The sequence below is a fragment of the Paenibacillus daejeonensis DSM 15491 genome (assembly GCF_000378385.1).
Taxonomy (GTDB): Bacteria; Bacillota; Bacilli; order Paenibacillales; family Paenibacillaceae; genus Paenibacillus_D; species Paenibacillus_D daejeonensis.
In genome coordinates this window covers 95768-115351 of record NZ_KB899670.1, presented here as the reverse complement: position 1 = coordinate 115351, position 19584 = coordinate 95768, and the positions used below count along the sequence as shown (strand labels likewise).

Genomic DNA, 19584 nt, shown 5'->3' with positions numbered 1-19584 from the left:
ACGCTTACAATATTTAAGGAGGTTTAATAAACCATGAAACATCCCGTACATCGATGGATTTCCCTCCTCTTAACTGTCGCATTACTCGCAGTGCCTTGTTCTTTCTTCATTCTGCCTTCCGCCGCAGCAGCTGCAACGATGACCATCTCCCCCAATCAGAGCATACAACAAGCGATGGATCAGCTAGCCAGTCAAGGCGGCGGCACGCTTTACCTTAATCCGGGTACGTATACCGTAGGCTATGGCGTCAAGGTCTGCAACAATTGCACCTTGCAAGGCGTTTCTGCCACGAACCGTCCGATTGTCAAACTGGCCTCGGGTAAAGACGAGCCTGTCATTACGACAGCGACTGTGCCTTTTACTAATGTTGGTGTCCGCCATGTCATCGTAGACGGAGGGCTGGCCGCAACCGAGCAAAATTACCCAGAATACTTCCATAAAGGTTCGGATGAATACAATCAGCGAATCTCCAGCGGCGCCGAGTCCAAAGCTGCCCTGGATGCCCGAATTGAAGCTGCGCGAATCAATGTCGTTGGCATTGACTTCTCCGATCGACACGCAGGTGTCATGAGCAGCGGGGCGACGATCGAGAACGCGCGGGTCCAAAACAGCGCTATGGGCGTAATTATTGGGCGTACGCACCAAGTCACTATCAAGGACAGTCAAGTGACCAACAACGGGGGGATAAACAAGTATTTCCACGGGCTCTATTTAAGCATTGTGGACCATGTGCTGGTGGAAGGATTGGATGCCTCCAATAACAAAACGGGGATGGGACTTAAGGTCACCGACTTTTATGATACCAACAACGAAGCGAGCATCATCATCCGCAACAGTAAGTTCAACAATAACTATGATCGGGGAATGACGGTCTACCACATGCAGAATCTTGTCGTGAACAATAATGAAGCGAAGGATAACGGCAAATCAGGCATTAATTTGATTAATTGCAAAAACGGTTCGTTAACGAACAACACCGCGTTGAACAACCCGCTGGTCGTCAATGTATCCTACGATATCTGGCTGAATACGACGACAAACTTTACAATTAGCGGCAATGTGTTCGGCTCTAAGAGAGGCTTCTAGAGCTTAAGCAAAAAGGGGAACCTGCAGTGGCCGCATGCCGGTTCCTTTTTGTTTATCTCAATCTCAATTCCTTCCAGCGTCCTGCCCCGCAAGCGGTATAAAACCCGAACGTCCCCGGTACCATCGCCCTTCATCCAGCAACCGGTGAGCACCTCGCTGAAGCGTGGTCACCGCCTCATGTGACTTGTACGACTCCCGCTCCTTGTCCATTCCGAAAATCCATCGATAGATCAGGCTGTGCTCGCCCTCTCCTCCCGCACATCGGGTGAACAAGGCGGAGAATCTCACCAGATTGGACTCTGGCGATAGTGTCTCTGCCAGCTCGTCGCTCAAAAGCCAGCTTGCGCATACGAATCCCTTATAGGCGATCTCCGGATAATATCGCTCTGCAAAAGCCAGGGCTTCGTCCAGGGAAGAACGGCAAGCCGCCATATCCAGCTTGCCCTCGGCCGGGATGTGAATGTCGATCACTGGATCGCCGTCCCGCAGCAGACACTCATATTCCTGTAGATCCAGCACCGTCTGGTCGCGGAGTACGTCGCCGTGCACGTTGATCAGATGGGCAGTAATCCGCTCTTCGTTTTCTGTTAAGACCGTATGGAACGCCGGGTCCACATCAGAGATGAAGCCTCGGCAATTAACCGGCTGCCCCCCTTCCGCTACGACAACCAGCGAGCCGTCCCGTCTGCTCCGGTAGATGCGTGTTCCGTAATTGGCGTGCTTGTCGAAAATAAACTGCAGCCGGCCCAATTGCACAAGCGATGCTGTCATATGCAGGGTCAGCCAGTTGTAATCGTCGATACCGGCATATCCGTACATCCCCCAATAATTGTGCACACGTATATTGAAATCGCGCAGTGTTGCCGCCAGGACCTGTTCTGAATAATCACGCTCCCGATAGCGAGCAACCAGCTTGGGATACGCACGCTCGTACACATAGGCCAGATAGCAGTCGGCGTCTTTCCCAAGGGCGTGTCCTACTTCTTCACGCCTGGTTGAATAATGCGTCCAGAAGGTGGTAGCTCCTCCCTGCCTATACAGAAGATCGATGAGCTCCTCGGCGAGCATACCCAGCCAGGGGGTTGTCATAGCTGCCGCCTCAACCCGCGCCATCGCCTCCAGCATGGCGGGATCAGTAATGTGGTCGGATAGCTTGTTCATCCTTTCTCGCCTCGCATTCCTTGTCAAGTTGCGGTAATTTTACCAGAACGGCGGCCCCCTGCGCCAGCATAATTTGAGCACAAAGAAGAGGAACTCGCCAGCAGGCAAGTTCCCCAGGTCCATCTACAGGCTAATCGTGTTGTTCTGCGTACTCAAAATAATCAAAGTCGGCATGCTTGCGGAAGCCGGTCAGATCCTGGCAGCACAGACCAACGAAGGCCCCGGTAAACCACCCTTCCCGGCACGCTTCATCAGAGAGCGTACTCGCGTCCAGAACAGGCCCGATCGGCTCATACTGGTTCTCACCGCTGGTGGAATAGTAGAATTGCAGCTTGTCATTATCGACCTCGGCCCGCAGCCACACCAACGACGCGTCCTCTGGCAGCGCCACATAACCGACCGGATCATTGTATACCTTGTTCACCGCCGACAAGATGCTGATGCACTTGCCCTTGTCCTCATGGTGGGTGACATGGAGATAGTAATAGTTCTCCGTATCATAGAGGCAGATCAGGCCAGCCAGATGCTTGTAGCTTGTCGGTTCGAACGCCAAGCAAGTGCTTGCGCTAAACTCGAATTCCTGCCAACGCCTGGCGATCAGGCTCTGACGATACTTGGAGCCTAGCCCCTCCCTGCCATAGAGCCGCAGATGACCTTCTCTGGCAGTGAGGGAATAGAAGGTTTCATCCAGCGGAATACGCAGCGACTGAAAATGGATATCCAGTGTCTTGCTATCAAAATCATCGCGCGCCGGCCGGCTCGGAAACGGATGCAGCGGCAGGTTCGGAGCCGGCACCTGTGTATCCGGCAGCACCGTCCCATTCGCCAGCCGCAGCCAGCCGTCCTCGGTCCACTCAACCTTCTGAATGGCAGTCTCCCGGCCAAGCGTGTACTTGCGGTCGCCCTTCTCTGTCCGGTTCTCCAGTGCCCGGCCGCACAGATGGATCATATACCACTCGCCGTTTTGAGTCTCCACCAGGTCCCCATGCCCTGACTTCTGGAGCAGCAGCTCCGGATGCTCACGCGCGGTCATCAGGGAATTCCCGTCATAAGCCTCATAAGGTCCGAAGAGCTCTCGGGAGCGCAGGATGGATTGACCATGCCCCTCGCCCGTGCCCGTATCGGCGGCGAACAGATAGTAATAGTCGTCCCGCTTGTAGATGTGAGGACCCTCCAGATAGATGTCCTCGCTGGCATAGATGGTGACCGGCTCGTCAATCATTTGCTGCTCCTGCACATCATATTCCTGGAGGACCAGATGGCCACGGTAGCGTTTCGGTATCCGGTGATCAGTCACCATGCTGACGATATACTTACGTCCGTCATCATCATGGAAGAGCGACGGATCGAAGCCGTAGCTGTTCAGATAGATGGGCTCCGACCATTCACCCGAGATATCGTCTGTCGTCACCAGATAGTTGGGCGTATCGTACATGTTGACATAAAAAGAATTGACGACCGTGTAGACCAGATAAAAAATGCCGTTGTCGTACGTAAGGCAAGGCGCCCAGATGCCTTGTGAAGCGCCGACGCCCCTGAGATCAAGCTGTGACACCCTGTTCAGCGGACGGGTCAGCAGCTGCCAGTGCACCAGATCCTTCGAGTGATGAATCTGGACGCCGGGAAACCATTCAAAGGTCGAGGTCGCAATATAATAGTCGTCTCCAACGCGGATGACCGAGGGGTCAGGGTTGAAGCCGCGCAGCACCGGGTTCTGAATCGTATGGCTTGCTTGCGGGCACCGTCCTACCATAGGTACAGATCACCGCCTTTGAGCTTGAATATCGCTTCCATAAAGTAGTAATCCCCATAAATAATCGACGTATGACGGTTCGGGTTATGGTACGCTGCCGAGCCATGCGTCAGGATTGCGTCACTGCTCTCGCTCCAATCGGCACGGGACTCGTCCAGTCTGCGCAGCAGCTTGAGCGCCGGGCGCAGATACATGTCGCGCTCCAGTTCCCCGACTGCGTTCGCAATCTCGATCAGACCGCAGGCCGCAATTGCCGCAGCCGTTGAATCCTCATACGCCGGCTCCTTGGGCTGACGGAAGTCAATCGGGATAATGCCGCTCTCCGGGATGTTCGCAATGAAATAATGGGCAATCCGCTGGGCGGTCTGGAGGTATTTCTCGTTGCCCGTATGGCGGTAGCTCATCATGAAGCCGTACAATCCCCATGTCTGCCCGCGCGTCCAGGACGAGCCGTCGCCATAGCCTTGACCGCCGTGGGCGCGCACGAAGCCGCCATGGAACGGGTCAAATTCAACTATATGATGCACCGAGCCGTCCGGGCGGACAAACGTCTCCATCACCGTGTCGGCATGCCGTTCGGCAATCTGGCGATACCGCGGATCGTTCGTTTCCTTGCTAGCCCAGTACAGCAGAGGAATATTAAACATGCAGTCGATGATCGCCCAGCCGCGCGTGTCACCCTCCTCCAGGTCGTCCCAGGCCCGAATGAAGCTACCGACAACATTGAAGCGCCCCGCCAACAGGCTAGCCGCATGGAGCGCCCGCTTGCGCGACTCCCGATTGCCTGTCACCCGATAGTTGGCTACGCTCGTGGGCAGCCACATGAAGCCTACGTCATGATGCAGGCCGTGAAACTGTTCGAAGCAGGCATCCAGCTTCGCCTCGGAGATTTCGGCAATCTCCCGGTACCGCTCCTCTCCCGTCTCGTGATGCATCAGCCACATCATGCCGCCCCAGAAGCCGTTGGTCCACCAGCAGATGCCATCCGCATCATAACCACTCGGGTTATCTGCAGACCGGTCATCATGCGTGCCGTCCTTTGTGGTGTAGGGAATTTTCTCCCGCGACTTCTCACTTACCCAGTTCATCTTGTTTGATAGTTTCTGTATGACGCTCTCCACCCAGAGTCGATCTTGTTGTTCCAGCATTTTGTGCTCCCTGCTTTCTTAATAGACTTCCTCTATCTTTTCACAGAGAGCAAAGGAACAAAATGATCTTTCTTTAGATTGAAGTGCGGTTTTTTTAACTTATTTGCGTATCTCTTGCCGATAATCATTGGGCAGCTGTCCGTAGAGCTTCTTGAACATGTCGCTGAAATGCCGGGCGTTGTTGTACCCCACCCGTTCTGCAATCTCATAGACCTTCAGGTCGGTACGCGACAGCAGCAAGAGGGCATGCTTCATTCTCACCCCGGTGACATACGACTTGAAGTTGTGACCCGTATGCTTCTTGAAGAACGTACTGAAATAGTAAGGGTTCATATACGCTTGGCTCGCCATCGACTCCAGTGTGATCTCCTCAGCATAATGCTCCTCAATGTGCTGCTTGATTCGGGCAAGCACCAGATTTTCCCGATGACTGCCATCGGTATGAATGGCCTCGTGAACTGCACGAAACATAGCCTTGAACTCCTGTCCTAGCTCCTCGAACGTCCGGCTGGTTGCTAAGCGCTGCTGGAGCGTGCGTTTGTCCAGCGTCTCCTCAGGCAAGGTGAGACCCGACTTGGCCAACTCCTGAATCATAGTGACAATCGAAGACAGGCAAGCACTAATGGCCAACTGCGGGTGCCCCCATGTCTCATGTCCAAGCTCCTGCAGCCAGCCGTTGAGGGCAGCCTCAAGCTCCGGCCACCCGGTCGACGTCAAATCACCAAGCGCCGTCCAACGCAGCTCGTAAAGCGGCTTGTCGGTGCGACCTGAAGGCGCCTGCGCCGTATAACGCAGAACCTTGCCCAAGCCGGCAAAAAATTTCAAATGCAGCATTTGCTCTGCCTGAGCATAAGCCTCCTCCAACCGATTAATACCTGCTGCCGCTCCGCTCACAGCAACCGTCGCCTCCAGCTTGAGAATGGCAGAAATTTGCTTGCGAATGTCCTCGGCAAGCATGCCGGCAGAGGTCTCTGTCCGGTGATGGACGATCAACACATGCCGCTCATTCTTCTGAAAAACAAATCCCCTGTTCGCCGCCGTCACCATTTCCTCCAGGATGTTGCCGATGGCAAAAGCAATCAAACGGCTCTCCTTCTCTCCCCAGCGCTCCGTACTGTGATCCATCTCCGCTTCCAGTAACAACACATTCAGATACGGTCCTGGCAAAAGTGTCTCCAGACGCAACCGCTCTTCCGTATTGCGAAGGGGGACCCCGTCAACAAGCTGGCCAAGAGCCGCCTGGAGCTCCTCATGCCGATGCTTCCGCTCCAGATGCTCCAGCTTGCCCCGACGCTGCTCCTCTTGCAGGTCCTCATCGATAAGCGAAGCGGCATGATGCAGAGACTTTTCCAGCTGCTGCTTGACGACCGGTTTAATCAGATAATCGATCGCCCCATAAGCAATCGCATCCTTGGCATACGTGAATTCCTGGTAAGCACTTATGAAGATCACCTTGACGGACAGTCCCCGCTCTTTGACCTCCCGAATGATATCAATTCCACTCCGGTGCGGCATACTGATGTCACTAATGACAATATCCGGCTTCAAGGTCTCGATATGCTCCATCAGCTCCGCTCCGTCATACGCGCATCCGACAATCTCCATTCCAAACGCAGACCAGTCAATCAGCTTACGCAGTCCTTTGATAATGATGGGCTCATCGTCCGCCAGCACGACCCTGATCATCGCTGTTCCCCCTCCCTCAGCGAAAAAAGCATAATCACTGATGTACCGGTATGCGCCCGGCTGCTCACACTGAGCCCGTATCCCTCACCGCATACGGAACGGATTCGCTCATGAACATTCTTCATTCCTACATGACCCGCAGGCGGCCCGGGATCAGCAAGCGTCTCATGAAGCCGCTGCACTTCCTCCGCCTCCATACCGACACCGTCGTCGTAGACCGTCACGCAGAGGGCTTCCTGCTGTCTCTCCATACTGACACGGACCGTTCCTTTCCCCTTGGGACGAAGGCCGTGCTGAATGGCATTCTCTACAATCGGCTGCAGCGACAGCTTAAGAATTCCCCAGTTTAAATCGACCTCCGGCGCGATATCCAACTGAAACATAAACCGCTGCTCGAAACGGACCTCGATAATATAGAAATAATCCTTCAGGTGCGCTAGCTCTTCCTGAATCGTTACCCAGTCCTCCCCGTAATCAATAACATACTTTAATTGATTGGAGAGCGACAGGATCATATCGGCTACCTCGTCGGCATCACTATGAACGGCATTCATGCGAATGACCTCCAGCGTATTATATAGATAATGCGGTCGGATCTGGCTCTTCAGTGCATTCAGCTCCGTCTGCTTCTGCTTGATTTCGGCGACATACGCTTCATTAATAAACGTCTGCAGGCGGTCAATCATGCGGTTGAAGCCGTGCGCGAGCCGGCCCATCTCATCCTTCCCCTTCACTTCCACCTGAATCTCCAGATTGCCGGATTCCACCTTGGCCATCTGACGGATCAGACTGCGGATTGGCGCCGCCAGCCGGCGCGAGAACCAGGTGCCCATGACAATCAGAACCAGCGAGCAGATTAGAATCGCCAAATAAACGGCCGAGCTGGTCGTCTCCAACTGCTCGTACAGTTCGTCAGTAGCCAGCTCCACTGTAAGATCGCCGCGGATGAAGGGAATGGGCTCCTGCAGGACGAGCCGGTTCGGTTGAGGCTTGCCTGTGAGACGCTTGTTCGCCTCCTCCAGCTCCAGATTACTGAAATAGATTTGCCCCTCCCCATCCCTTACAAATAACTCATCCCGCTCTCCCAGTCTTAGCTCCTGCAGGAACTGGTCCGCCACAGCTGCCTCGACATCAAAGAACAACGTCCCGACAACTTTGTGCTCTGGCATCAGGATACCTGATGTGTCAATGAGATTACGGCCGATTGTAATGACCTGTTCATCTGAGTTGAAATAGTAGGTATTGGCATGCGTCGGGTAGATTTTCAGCTGATTGGGTTGCTCTGCCATCCCCGCAAGCCACTGCTCCAGTGGCAACTCTTCCTGCAGCAAAATCATGTTCTCCTTGGCCTGGCTGTAGAGCTTGCCGTCAGAGCTGCGTACAAAGTAAGCACTGCGAATATAGCTGTCGCTATAGGCAATCATCTTCAAAAATGCATCGATGGGCACCGAATTAATCTGCTCCAGCTCGTTCACATTACGCGTTTGGTTGTTGGCGAAGCTCTCCAGCATGCCCTCATAGCGTCCTGTATACATGAGCATTGATATTTCGTTATAGTTGTTAAACGCCGAATTGAGATTATAGCTGGCGTAAAGCACCATCTGTCGCAGATTGTCCTTGGTATAGCTCTCCACATGGCCCTTGAACGTCTGAACGGAGAAGAAGCTCAGGGCAAACAGCGGGACAAGCCCGACAAGGATAAAAGCAGCCGAAAATTTGACAAAAACACTGTTCCAGCGCTGACTCCACAAGCTCATCCCACAACGCTCCGTTTCTTGTTGATATGGCGTTAGTATACTAAACAATAGTCAAAAACGCCCATAGCGGGCGTTTTTGGAGTCTTTGCAGTTAGCGTACCACGGATCGATTGCTGCGCCTATGAAGTTTTTTAAGACTAAGGTGCGGCTAACTTAAGATGGTCTGGGTTCCACCCGGAAATAAACACCATACGGCTGATCCACCACATCCATCAGTGGGATAAAGCGCAGGCCCACCGCTTGTCCCCGCGTCCGGTAGCTGCCCGTCCTCCACCAGCTATGGTGCCGCTCTCTGTCGGGAATGAACAGCACATTCGGTTCGTCGGGGTCACCGTACAGTGTGCGGTCCTCCTCGGTCAATCCGACCAGCACTAGCGGTCCATCCAGCAAGGCGTAACGCGCCTCGCTGCCCGGCAATCGTTCCATTGAGAGTCGCTTCGGCAGTTCAATGCGCAGCTCGTGGGTTTGCTCCCAGTGTCTATGCAAATGAATGAAGGAATCGATAACCGCCGCTTCCACAGCTTCCCCGTCAATGGATACGCTCGGCGTACCTGCAACCCACCACGGAATGCGCAGCCGCAAGTCGAACTCAGCCGCCTGACTCACCGTCAACTGCAAGGTATACACCTTCCGATCTGGGCGATGTGCAGGAATTGCCGGGATATCAAGCTTGGTAATCTGATGCATTCCCCTAACCGACCAGCCATCCGCCGGCTGGACGCCATGCTGGCCATCCTGCTGGAGTGACAGCTTGACCCCCGTGCCGGTCTTGGTTTCCAGTTCAACGTCGGCTGGCAGCCACTGGCTTACGACAAGGCCTGCCTCATCCTTCAAACAGATCTGCTCGTCATAGCCGGCATGCGCCTGCATCAGAGTCCCGTGGCAGCACCAGAAGTGCCGGGTCCGTGTGCCCCACTTCTTGCGGCTGCCGGGTGCAACGCCAAGGAAATAACTAACCATGCCGTCCTGTCCTGACTGCTGGGCCATCGCGCCATTCCAGAAGCGCCGCTCCCAATAATCGGCGTACTGGGCTTCTCCAGTCCAGCGCGTCAGGACATGAGCAAGCCGCATCATATTGTAATTGCAGCAGTGCTCTTGTCCGACACCCAGCCGCTCGGCCATATCTTGCGGCGGCATCCACAGCTCCCCATCATCAGCCGCACCGGTCGCTACAGATCCCCGCTCCGTCACCGCGCATCTCCAGAAGGCCTCCACGATGTGCCGGAATCGCTCGTCGCCGGTCACTTCCCAGGCCCGGGCCGCGCCCAGGATTTCAGGAATCTGCGTGTTGGCATGCTTATTCGTCAGCACATCCTCACCCGCCAGCAGCCGGTCGAAGAAGCGGCGCCGATCATACCGGTAGATCAGCTCCCGATGCGTGGCATCCCCGGTAACTGCGTACAGATCAGACCAGGCCTCCAGCATGCCCCCCGTTTCCATATCCAGTACCTCGTCCATTTGCTCCTGCGAGAGTGTCCCGGTCCACGCATGGAACCAGGATGCAATACCTGTCATGATCTGCAGGGCCTGCGCGTTATCAGCCAGCGTGTGCATCTCGTGCAGACCCATGAGCAACTTATGGATGGTGTAATGCGGCGCCCATACCCACTTTCCCTTCGTCAGCCGGTGCATCGCCGATTCGGAAAATGCCGCCAGCCACCTGCCACCCATGGCCTCCTGGCAGCGCGCTAACTCCGCTACGATGGTATCTGCCTTGGCCTTAACCATCGCATCACCGCTGCGCGCATAGATCCGCGCTGCAGCCGACAGCCAGTGTCCCATGATATGCCCCCGCAGCTCGCAGGTCGGCGCCTCCCACCCCCAATGCCAGTGCTCCGGGCTATCGGATACCGTGGACGTTTCCGTTGTCGTGCCCCCGTCACCGCTATAACTCCATAGCCCTGCCTCCAGATAGAAGCTGCGCAGCAGATTCTGGTTGGTCAGACTCATGATGTAATCGGTGTTCAGCTTCTGTCTCGCTTGCAATGCCGGGGCGGTCACATTTACCTTTCCTGATGGGATGGTCTTGAACTTGATCTTCATATCAATCTCCTCCTCACTACTACACTTTATTTGGCTCATGAGTTCATTGTATATATGCTATGATGAGGATGAAATGCAGGAAATATCATTTACCTGTCTTTTTTTTGGGTTCTAATCGGAGGAGGGAGGCACGTTCGTGGATACTGATATCTATCTGGCCGCCGACCGCCTGCCGCTGGTCCAGGATATCGGCTGGAATCTGAGCGAGGAGCGGTATACGCATCCTGATCGCAGGCTTGCCTTCGACGTCTTCGTATTTGTCGTATCGGGCCGGATGCAGGTGATTGAGGAAGGTGTTGAATATTGGATAGGTCCGGGGGAGCATCTATTTCTCAAAAATGGGGCGCATCATTACGGTCTGCCCCGCTCGGATCCGGGGACCGGCTGGTACTGGATTCATTTTCGCACCCCGGGGCTGGACGCCGAGGCGTATGAAGGAGCCGAGCCCCTGCCCGGCTTGGATTTCTATTATCCAGAGCATTACCGCTACCGGCTGGCGCTTCCCAAGCACGGCTCCACGCCGTGGCATGTGATCATGGCACAGCGTCTGGAGCAGCTGCTCCGCCAGAGCCGCGACCGCAGCCTCCCGCATCGCATGACTTGGCTCAGCGTTCAGACGCATGCGATGTTTCTGGAGCTCCAACGTGCGGCTGCGAGTACAACCAGCGAGGTGGCGCAAGGGAAAGCTGCCTCGCTTCCTGGCAGAGTGATGAGCTACCTGAGGCAGCATGCCTGCGAGGAGCTCGATGCCACGCAGCTGAGTGCCGAGCTCCAGCTCAATTACAGCTATATCTCGGCCACCTTCAGTAGGCTGACCGGTCAGACCATCGTCCAGGCACACACCAAGCTGCGGGTCGAGCAAGCCATCGCCTTGATGCGGGATACCAGCCTCAACATCGGAGAGATTGCCAAGCGCGTCGGCTATGCCAACCCGTTTTATTTCAGCCGAATCTTCAAAAAGACGATGGGCGAATCGCCATCGTCTTATCTGAATCATTTTTATCGGACCTAGCAGGCGCGCGTGATCCGGTAGTAGAGACTTAACGGGAAATCGCATGGTCAGCGGGCTGGTCACTGCCGCCGAAGATCAGCCGCGAGGTCCAGTCCCGATTCGGGGCTGACCAGAACGGGTCGGAGGACGGAAGGCCGAGCGGCAGAAAGACGGCCATACATAGATAGAGGCTGCCCGTATTGATATACCCCTCAGCCAGGGAAGGCTGATGCCCGGCTACACCTGGCTGCAGCCAGCCCTCGGCATCCAGGGTGCCTGGCGCTGCCATCGTTCGGCGCATGACGGCAGTCAGAGCGCAGCGCACCTGCTCAGGCGCCAGCTCCGCGGGCAGGAAGTGCTGGAGTGCGGCTTGGGACAAGAGCTGGAAGGCTCCGAACCGGTACGTGAGCGAGCGGCCGATCGGCGGATACGTGCCTTCCGGAGAGATCATCCGCTCCAGCACACCCGCGTAACGCTGGGCCCGCTCCATGACCACCGGCTCCAGCGCCCGCAGATCGCCCATCTCACTGCCGAAGAGGCGAATCAAATCGACCAGCATCGGCTGAATGACGAAGCTGTTGTAATAATCCCAATGGAACGGTTCCCCGTCACCGTATACGCCGTCGCCCTTGTACCATTTCATGAACATATGGACGGCGTAAGCCACCCGCATCCGGTCATAGGTCTCGTCGCCCAGCACATGGAGTCCCGCCTCCACCATGGCGCTGAAGAACAGCCAGTTGCTGCCGTGCGGGACCTGCCGACGCGTCTTCCGCAGAGCGGCAATGACGCGCACTCTGGCCCCTGGCGACAGCCCTCCCGCCAGACGGTTGGGAGCCCGCAGCAGTGCGTGCGCCAGAAAGGCTGCATCGACCAGCGGCTGGCCCCCGCTCTCGAAGTTCATCGCATCCGGCGAGTCCAGGTCCGTGGCCGAGTCGATTCCTTCCAGCAGCTGACGCGTGGCCTGCTCCCGCAAGCGCTCCTCTGCCTCAGGCATGCCCTCCAGCTCCAGCCAGGGCGCGATGCCGCAGGCCAACCTTCCCAGTGCCTCCAGCGGAGCGAACTCGCTGCGGTCGGCATGGAATGCCGGGAGCCGCTGCTTCAGCTCCCTTCGGGACAAGGCCTCCAGCACCGGGCGAGCGATGCGCAGCATCGTTTCCACCCAATATGCCCTCGTATGCAAGTGTTCCGTCATCGTATTGCCCCCTTGAAGTGATCCCGTATCGCGCCTCTTCTCTTACGGACGATAATCGCTGCCTGTTGTAATGCCCACACCCGATCCCAATTCCTGCACGGATGCTGACTTCTCATAGAAACGCGGTGCCTGAGCCACGATGCCCTCGGCAGTATAACATGGATCCTCAGGAGCAATCGGCAGCGTCACGGTGCGTTCCTCGAAGCCGGCCTTGTAGATTGCCGTAATCAGCTCCAACGTCATTCGTCCGCTCTCTCCTGTCACCAGTGGCTCGCTGCCCGTCTCGATGGCCGTCAGCACATCGTCGATCTGCCCCTTATGCCCCATGTGCTCGACGACCGGCAGCTTCGACCGGTCCAGCTCCAGCTCGGCCTCCAGATCCGGATTGCGCTCCGGAAAGCCATTGCCCAGCGATTGCGAGGCATAGACCTTCCACGGGGCAGAGATACGGGCATACTCGCCCTGGAAGATGATCTGCTGCTCCTCGCCATGATGAATGACCGAGCTCGTAATCTGGGCCATCCCTCCGCCCGGATACTGCAAGGCCGCCACGGAGATGTCCTCGACCTCGGCATTGTCATGCGCAGCATTGCTCAGCATCGCAGATACTTTGGTCGGCAGCCCCATCATCCAGCCCAGCATATCGATATGATGCACAGCATGGTTGAGTGTCGGGCCCCCGCCCTCCTTGGACCACAGGCCGCGCCACCATAGATCATAGTAGCAATGGCCCCGCCACCAGTAGGAATCGACCTGGGCATGGACGACCCGGCCGATCTTCCCCCCATCCAGCAGCTGCTTGAGCTGCATGATCGGATCGCGGAACCGGTTCTGGGCGACCACCGACAATACCTTGCCGCTCGTCTCGGCAGCACGAATCATCCGGTCGCACTCGGCAAGCGAGGCCGCCATCGGCTTCTCTACCAGCACATGCTTACCGTCCCGGAGCAGCGACTCCGCCAGATCGGCATGGGTGAAAGGCGGCGTACAGATGCTTACCAAATCGATGTCTTCCCGCCCCAGCAGGGCATCGTATTGCTCCAGGATGTCTACCTCGATGGCATGCTGCTCCGCGGCAGCCGCTGCCTTGCCAGGCTGGATATCGACGATGGCGACAATTTTGCAACGTTCCGGGAACGCCTGATAGGCCTTAATATGGGCGGATGAAATATTGCCTGCTCCAATGATGGCTACATTGATCATGATTACGCCTCCATTTCACGAACTTTTGGCTTCATTATATCACCGGCTTTCTGCCTGCTTGAATGGAGCAATTACAGGATATTTGTGCAAATTAAAGATTGCCATCTTGCTTCAGTACAGGGTCTTGCGGTAGATCCTGTATCTGGATATTGCCTCTGGTGCCTGCTATACTGAACGCATACGCAGTAACCCAGAGCAACTCCCATGCAGGAGGGATATGTCCATGCAAGATTTACTACAGCCTTTTCTCAGCTATTTCGTCGTGAAAACGTGTACACCCAACTGGCGCTTGGCGAACCCTTTTATCCCTTTTCACTCGCTGACTTTTGTCCTTGAAGGTGAGGCCAATTTCCTCGTGCACGAGGAAGAAATACGGGTGCAAGCGGGAGATATCTTATATATCCCCGCTGGCAGCGACCGCTGGGCCACCACCTCCGGCATGCGTTGTGCGGCGATGAATTTTGACCTGGCGGACGGCCAGCGATTACCATTGCCCGCGCGCATCTTGGGCCGGGAGATGGAGGAATTCGAGACGCTGTGCCGAGAGATCAACTATGAATGGCTGCAGCGCCGCAGCGGCTATCAGTTGAAGTGCCAAGCGCTGTTCGCGCTGCTGCTGCACAAGCTCATCTATGAGGAGGAAGCGAATCGTCCGGGCAACCTGCACGTGGAGCGGATGAAGCGTCATATTGCCGAGCATTATGAAGGCGTCATTACAGTACGGGTACTGGCTGAACTGGTTGGGCTGCATCCGGTCTATTGCGGCGCCCTGTTCAAGCAGACCGAAGGATGTACGATTGCCGAATACATTCACCGGGTACGGCTGAACAAAGCTGCCGCCCTGCTGGTCAGCGGTGAATACACCGTAGGCGAGGCGGCGGAGCGAGCGGGGTTCAGTGACCCTTACTATTTCAGCACCCGCTTCAAACGGCATATGGGCGTGACTCCGAGTGAATACCGGAACCGGCGAGGCGTGGATGCGTTATAGCGAGGACAGATCATCGATAGAGGAAAGGTGACTATGGAATATATAAAGGAAGATGAAGCGCTGGCGGTATCTCTTGTACAGGCCATTCAAACGGGCAATACGCGATCCCTAGAGCAGCTACTCATTAATCATCCAGGCCTGGCAAGGGTAAGAATTGTGCAAAAGGACAACAGCAGCCATGGGACCGGGATCACCCGGACACTGCTGCATGTGGCCACCGACTGGCCGGGGCATTTCCCGGGCGGTGCGGCTACTGTGAACCTGTTAGTCCAGTTCGGCGCAGAGGTGGACGCCCCGTTCACTGGTCCACACACCGAGACGCCGCTTCATTGGGCTGCGAGCTGTAATGATATCAGCGTGCTGGATGCGCTCCTTGATGCCGGTGCCGACCTGGAAGCTCCAGGTGCAGTCATCGCTGGCGGTACGCCGCTGGACGATGCCGTCGCTTTTGGACAATGGGACGCGGCTCGCCGATTGGTGGAACGAGGAGCGCGGATGGCACTGTGGCATGCAGCAGCTCTTGGGCGGATCGATGTTATAGAGGCCCATTTTGCCGGAAGCCGTCTTGAAGAACGTTATCCTTGGGGAGCCTCCAGTGATTCTCCGCCGGATAAGGTGACCGTTGCTTTCTGGTGCGCTTGTCACGGAGGACAAACGGACGCAGCAGCATACCTTCTCCAACAGGGTGCGGAGCTGAATTGGCGAGCGGTATGGGATGGACTGACGCCACTGGACGCGGCGAAGCGGAGTGGTGCCACTGACACAGTGTCGTGGCTGGTGAGCCAAGGAGGACAATCGGCTCAGGATGGAGGCGTGCCTCGCTCCTGATGCCCGCGGGGTGGCATCATCGTTGGGCTAATTACAAGATAGGAGGCTGGATTCATGAACCAAACTGTTGCATCATCACCGGGATTAACCGCCGTCGTTGCGGGAGCAACTGGACTGGTGGGCCAGGAACTCGTGCAGCTGCTGCTGGAGGATCCGGCCTACAGCCGCGTAATTGCACTTGTGCGGCGGGAGCTGGGGCTGACGCATCCGAAGCTGGACGAGCGCAAGATTTCCTTTGACCGGTTGGGAGAGGAGATAGATGGCGCGTGGCTGCGGGACGCTGACGTCTACTGTACGCTAGGCACGACCATCAAGAAAGCCGGCAGCCAAGAGGTCTTCCGGCGGGTCGATTACACGTATCCGGTCGAGCTGGGACACATCGCCAAGCGCTCCGGCGCGGCCCGTTACCTCATTGTGACGGCCATGGGTGCCAATGCGCGCTCCAAGGTCTTCTACAGCCGGGTCAAGGGAGAGGTGGAACGCGACTTGACTGCGCTCGCCCTCCCCCGCCTGGTCATCCTGCGGCCGTCCCTGCTGCTGGGCGAACGCGGCGAGCGCAGGCCCGCCGAGCGGTTGGCCTCTGTGCTGGCGCGGCCGCTCGGCGCCCTCATGGTCGGTCCGCTGGCCAAGTACAAAGCGATCGAAGGCCGCGACGTGGCGCGCGCCATGATTGCGGCAGCACGCAAGGACGGCCCCAGCCTTGAAGTGCTGGAGTCGGATGGAATTGCCCGGCTTGCGGCGTCAGCCCAGTAGACAGGTTCGTGAGCCCCACGGGTAAGTGGCGTTCGCACGGATAGTTGGCCCGCCGACCGTTCCCCGGCGCATCCAACTGCCGGTTCGGCAGTTATTTCGGAGCGCTCCCCACTATCTAGTATAAAAAGCTGCCCCAGAACTTCATAGGCTCCGGGACAGCTCTTTTGGCATACAATGTTCTTTCATTAGGTCAGCGTAAAGGTAATCGTCACTTCCTCTTGATCCGCCAGCTCGCAGCGAATATGAGCGGATCTGCCCTCCCCTTCCACTTGGACAGTACGACCGTTGACCGCAGCCCCGGTCCAAGGGACACCCGCACGAATCCGCACAGAGTTATCCGCCTTGCCGGAACGAATTACCAGCTCCGCCGTCCGTCGCTCCACGTCCCACGAGAGGCTGCGCACCTCGATCAGCGTCCGGGTGAGCAAGCCGCGAATGCTGCCCGCGGTCCAATCAGATGGCAGAGCGGGCAGAATCTCGATTACTCCGGTATGGGAGAACACCAGCGCTTCGTGGACAGCCGCTACCAAGCCAAAGGACGTGTCCGTACAATACGTGTGGTTGCGCCGATTGGTATCATGGTCGGTCATGAGAGACGGATAATACGCAGTTCCCGCCATCATCGGCAGCAGTGAAGCAACGACGCCTTCGCCATCCTTCAGCCTAGCCTCCACGAGCGCCTGATGCATCCAGCCATGACCCGCTGTCGCATCGCTCCTATTGTAAGCCTTGCGGTTGCGAATGGCCTGGGCGGAAGCTTCGGCAAGCGCCGCATTATGCTCTGTCTCATAAGCCGGCCAAGCTACATAAAGGTGACTCAGGTGCCGGTGATCGTTGTTCTCCTCATATTCGCTCATCGCCCATTCGCGAAGCGCGCCATCGGCATCGTATTGATAATCAGGCAGCAGCGCCAGCAGCGCCTCCCACTTCGCGATGGCCGTCTCATAGCCTTCCCGTTTCACAGCCCGCTCCATCGCGATCACCATGCCGAGTCCATCCCGTGCTGCCGAGATGTCCATTGTGGCGTTAGCCGTGATCGTGCTGCTATAGCCAATCGGGTGGTTCTCCGGCGAATAAGTTGGGATAAGGATGTACTTCTCTCCTGGCAGCAACTCGGATTTGCCCCGCTCGTAACGTGCGTTGCCCTCCACGTCTGTATAGTACTCCGGCGTACAGAGCTGTTCCCAGAAGTTCGCCTGCTTCGTCAGCAGCGGCAACAGGATATCCCGCTCCAGATCGAGGAAGCCCTTCGCCTTCAAACTCGCTAGCTCGTCATCCGTCAACCCGCCATCCCGCACGGAGAGAATCGGCTGCAGTTCACTTACCCGCATCTCCTCGCGAATCGGGATCTGGCGGTTCCCGTTGCACTGCCAGAATTCAAAGATCGGCAGCAGACACCAGCTCGCGCCTGCATTCCAATATTGAAACGGATAGTCATTGTCATATTCAATGTGCATGCCCCGGTCACCATCCGAATTAACCGACACCTGCAAGGCATCATGCATCCCATAAGCCATCCTGGCGTTGTCTGCAAAGTCCGGCGTATTCCGCAGAAAAAAGGTGATGTAGCCCAGCGGCGCATGCGTCAAATGTCCCGTGTTCATCGCGGCGACCTGAAGGTTCACATTGGCGTCGAGGGTATAGATCCCGCGCCATCCCGGATTCCACTCACCGGTCCAGAGGCCGCACAAGCGTGGCGCGCTGGTTCCGCCAGTGCACACCATCGCATATCGGCCCTGGTGGTAAATCTGCTCCAGGAAGGCCTGATTAATCCGGTCTGGGGAGCTCTGCTGCAGCCTGATCAGCGACTCATTATCCAGTCCTTTGTCAGTGTCATCGCCAGCCAGGCTCAGCTCGACCGCGTTGAATTCCACTTGATGGAGTCGGGCATGGGCCCCTACAGCAGAGTCGTAATCCAGCCCTCCTGCCTCATCAGCATAACGGTCCATAACGGCTTCCGTCTGCGCGAGCAGCCCGTCCAGCAACGCGTATTCGTTCATTCCGGCGAATGCCTCAAGCGGTCCCATGTCATGCGTTCGCCCGCTGCAGCTGATGAGATATACCGCATCGGCGTCGGTAATCTGTACGGCAGGATTTCGCGTATCCCCTTCCCCTACATTCATCCGTTCCCCGCTATCCTCCAATTTGATTCTCTCTTTTGTCCCACCAACAGTAACGACCCGCGTCACACCAGCATACCCGCCCTCTGCTAGTTCACTTCCCTCGTAAGATGGGTAATGAACGACCTGAGCAATATAGTCCGCACTGTCATTGACCAGCTTCTTGTAGCGCAGCGCATCGACCTCGGACATACCGTTCTGAGCCCGGCTCATTCCCGCAATATCGTCAATGGAGATCACCAGGTTGAGCTTGGCCCCTGTCGAGGAGCGGCTCAGTCGGGTGATCGTCACATGATCAGCCCGGGATGTAAAGGACCTTCGCTCCCATGCTCCATACTCATCGGTGTAAGCTACGCCGGTCTCGGCTGTCTCGTAATTGGTCCAGCGCTCATAAGCAGCCAGACTGCCCCGGCGCTGCATCGACAGTCTGAGCTGATGGCCCGGATGATAACTATAATAGAAGGGTCGACGACGGCGTCCGCCTTGCTCATCTTGGATCGTCCACTGGTCATCCAGCGCGAAGACGTGACTTCTGGCCTCTTCCAGCTGACCTGTCAGCTCCTCCGGGATAAACCTGGGATCACCAGACGGGAAGTTATACCACATATATTGAAAGATAAACGTATCGGAATAGGGTGAGCCCGATGTGATGTATCCGTTTTCACCATTGCCGCTAACCATCCCGTCCCGCCAGGCATACCCTGGATTGGTTGGCGGCACCTCCGTCCAAGTGAAGGCGTGATTGCCCTTGTGATATCTATGATTCATATTCCCTCTCATCATCTGCTTCCTCCCTGTTACCTCTAATCTGGGCGACGCTGTGTGCCTCTCCCTCCCCCCGCTTTCTGCGCAATAAATACTTGTTAGCCATC

The 19584-nt window shown here is 56.6% G+C and carries 14 protein-coding genes; 5 read left to right on the top strand and 9 right to left on the bottom strand.

Annotation, left to right across the window (positions count from 1 at the left end; translation table 11 throughout):
- The first annotated feature begins 33 nt into the window (after positions 1 to 33).
- Positions 34 to 1086 carry a right-handed parallel beta-helix repeat-containing protein gene (locus tag F556_RS0125410; RefSeq protein WP_020619827.1) on the top strand — a complete coding sequence of 351 codons (1053 nt, stop codon included), beginning with the start codon at positions 34 to 36 and terminating at the stop codon, positions 1084 to 1086.
- Between the two features lie 63 nt (positions 1087 to 1149).
- Here the strand turns inward: F556_RS0125410 and F556_RS0125405 are convergent, their stop codons facing one another.
- The 6 genes from F556_RS0125405 to F556_RS0125380 form a co-directional block, all read right to left on the bottom strand.
- Entirely contained in the window at positions 1150 to 2247 is a 1098-nt protein-coding gene (locus F556_RS0125405) for an acyltransferase domain-containing protein (protein WP_020619826.1), read from the bottom strand.
- A gap of 130 nt (positions 2248 to 2377) precedes the next feature.
- Entirely contained in the window at positions 2378 to 4000 is a 1623-nt protein-coding gene (locus tag F556_RS0125400) for a glycoside hydrolase family 43 protein (RefSeq protein WP_020619825.1), read from the bottom strand.
- Positions 3994 to 5148 (bottom strand): glycoside hydrolase family 88 protein, encoded by a 1155-nt coding sequence (locus F556_RS0125395; protein ID WP_020619824.1) that lies wholly within the window; start codon positions 5146 to 5148, stop codon positions 3994 to 3996. The genes F556_RS0125400 and F556_RS0125395 overlap by 7 nt, the downstream gene beginning before the upstream one ends.
- A 99-nt stretch (positions 5149 to 5247) precedes the next feature.
- On the bottom strand, positions 5248 to 6834 hold the full coding sequence (locus tag F556_RS0125390) for a response regulator transcription factor (protein ID WP_020619823.1): 1587 nt from the start codon (positions 6832 to 6834) through the stop codon (positions 5248 to 5250).
- Complete coding sequence (locus tag F556_RS0125385; RefSeq protein ID WP_020619822.1) at positions 6831 to 8591, bottom strand: cache domain-containing sensor histidine kinase; 1761 nt, start codon at positions 8589 to 8591, stop codon at positions 6831 to 6833. Before F556_RS0125385 ends, F556_RS0125390 begins: the two co-directional genes overlap by 4 nt.
- Positions 8592 to 8744: 153 nt before the next feature.
- Positions 8745 to 10634 (bottom strand): beta-L-arabinofuranosidase domain-containing protein, encoded by a 1890-nt coding sequence (locus F556_RS0125380; protein WP_020619821.1) that lies wholly within the window; start codon positions 10632 to 10634, stop codon positions 8745 to 8747.
- A 136-nt stretch (positions 10635 to 10770) separates the two neighbouring features.
- Between F556_RS0125380 and F556_RS0125375 the strand changes: the two genes are divergently transcribed.
- Positions 10771 to 11646 carry a helix-turn-helix domain-containing protein gene (locus tag F556_RS0125375; RefSeq protein ID WP_020619820.1) on the top strand — a complete coding sequence of 292 codons (876 nt, stop codon included), beginning with the start codon at positions 10771 to 10773 and terminating at the stop codon, positions 11644 to 11646.
- A 28-nt stretch (positions 11647 to 11674) separates the two neighbouring features.
- Here the strand turns inward: F556_RS0125375 and F556_RS0125370 are convergent, their stop codons facing one another.
- On the bottom strand, positions 11675 to 12820 hold the full coding sequence (locus F556_RS0125370; protein ID WP_020619819.1) for a DUF2264 domain-containing protein: 1146 nt from the start codon (positions 12818 to 12820) through the stop codon (positions 11675 to 11677).
- 42 nt (positions 12821 to 12862) lie between these two features.
- Positions 12863 to 14023, bottom strand: coding sequence for a Gfo/Idh/MocA family protein (locus tag F556_RS0125365; protein ID WP_020619818.1), 1161 nt, complete (start codon positions 14021 to 14023; stop codon positions 12863 to 12865).
- A 223-nt stretch (positions 14024 to 14246) separates the two neighbouring features.
- Here F556_RS0125365 and F556_RS0125360 point away from each other — a divergent pair, with 223 nt between their 5' ends.
- From F556_RS0125360 to F556_RS0125350, 3 genes are read left to right on the top strand one after another with little or no spacing between them, the layout of a single operon-like run.
- Positions 14247 to 15011 carry a helix-turn-helix transcriptional regulator gene (locus F556_RS0125360; protein WP_020619817.1) on the top strand — a complete coding sequence of 255 codons (765 nt, stop codon included), beginning with the start codon at positions 14247 to 14249 and terminating at the stop codon, positions 15009 to 15011.
- A gap of 33 nt (positions 15012 to 15044) precedes the next feature.
- A complete protein-coding gene (locus F556_RS0125355; RefSeq protein WP_020619816.1) occupies positions 15045 to 15839 on the top strand; it encodes an ankyrin repeat domain-containing protein in 795 nt (264 codons plus the stop codon).
- A 54-nt stretch (positions 15840 to 15893) separates the two neighbouring features.
- Positions 15894 to 16592, top strand: coding sequence for an oxidoreductase (locus tag F556_RS0125350; protein WP_020619815.1), 699 nt, complete (start codon positions 15894 to 15896; stop codon positions 16590 to 16592).
- Between the two features lie 185 nt (positions 16593 to 16777).
- Here the strand turns inward: F556_RS0125350 and F556_RS0125345 are convergent, their stop codons facing one another.
- Positions 16778 to 19495, bottom strand: coding sequence for a glycosyl hydrolase family 95 catalytic domain-containing protein (locus F556_RS0125345; protein ID WP_020619814.1), 2718 nt, complete (start codon positions 19493 to 19495; stop codon positions 16778 to 16780).
- Positions 19496 to 19584 lie beyond the last annotated feature (89 nt).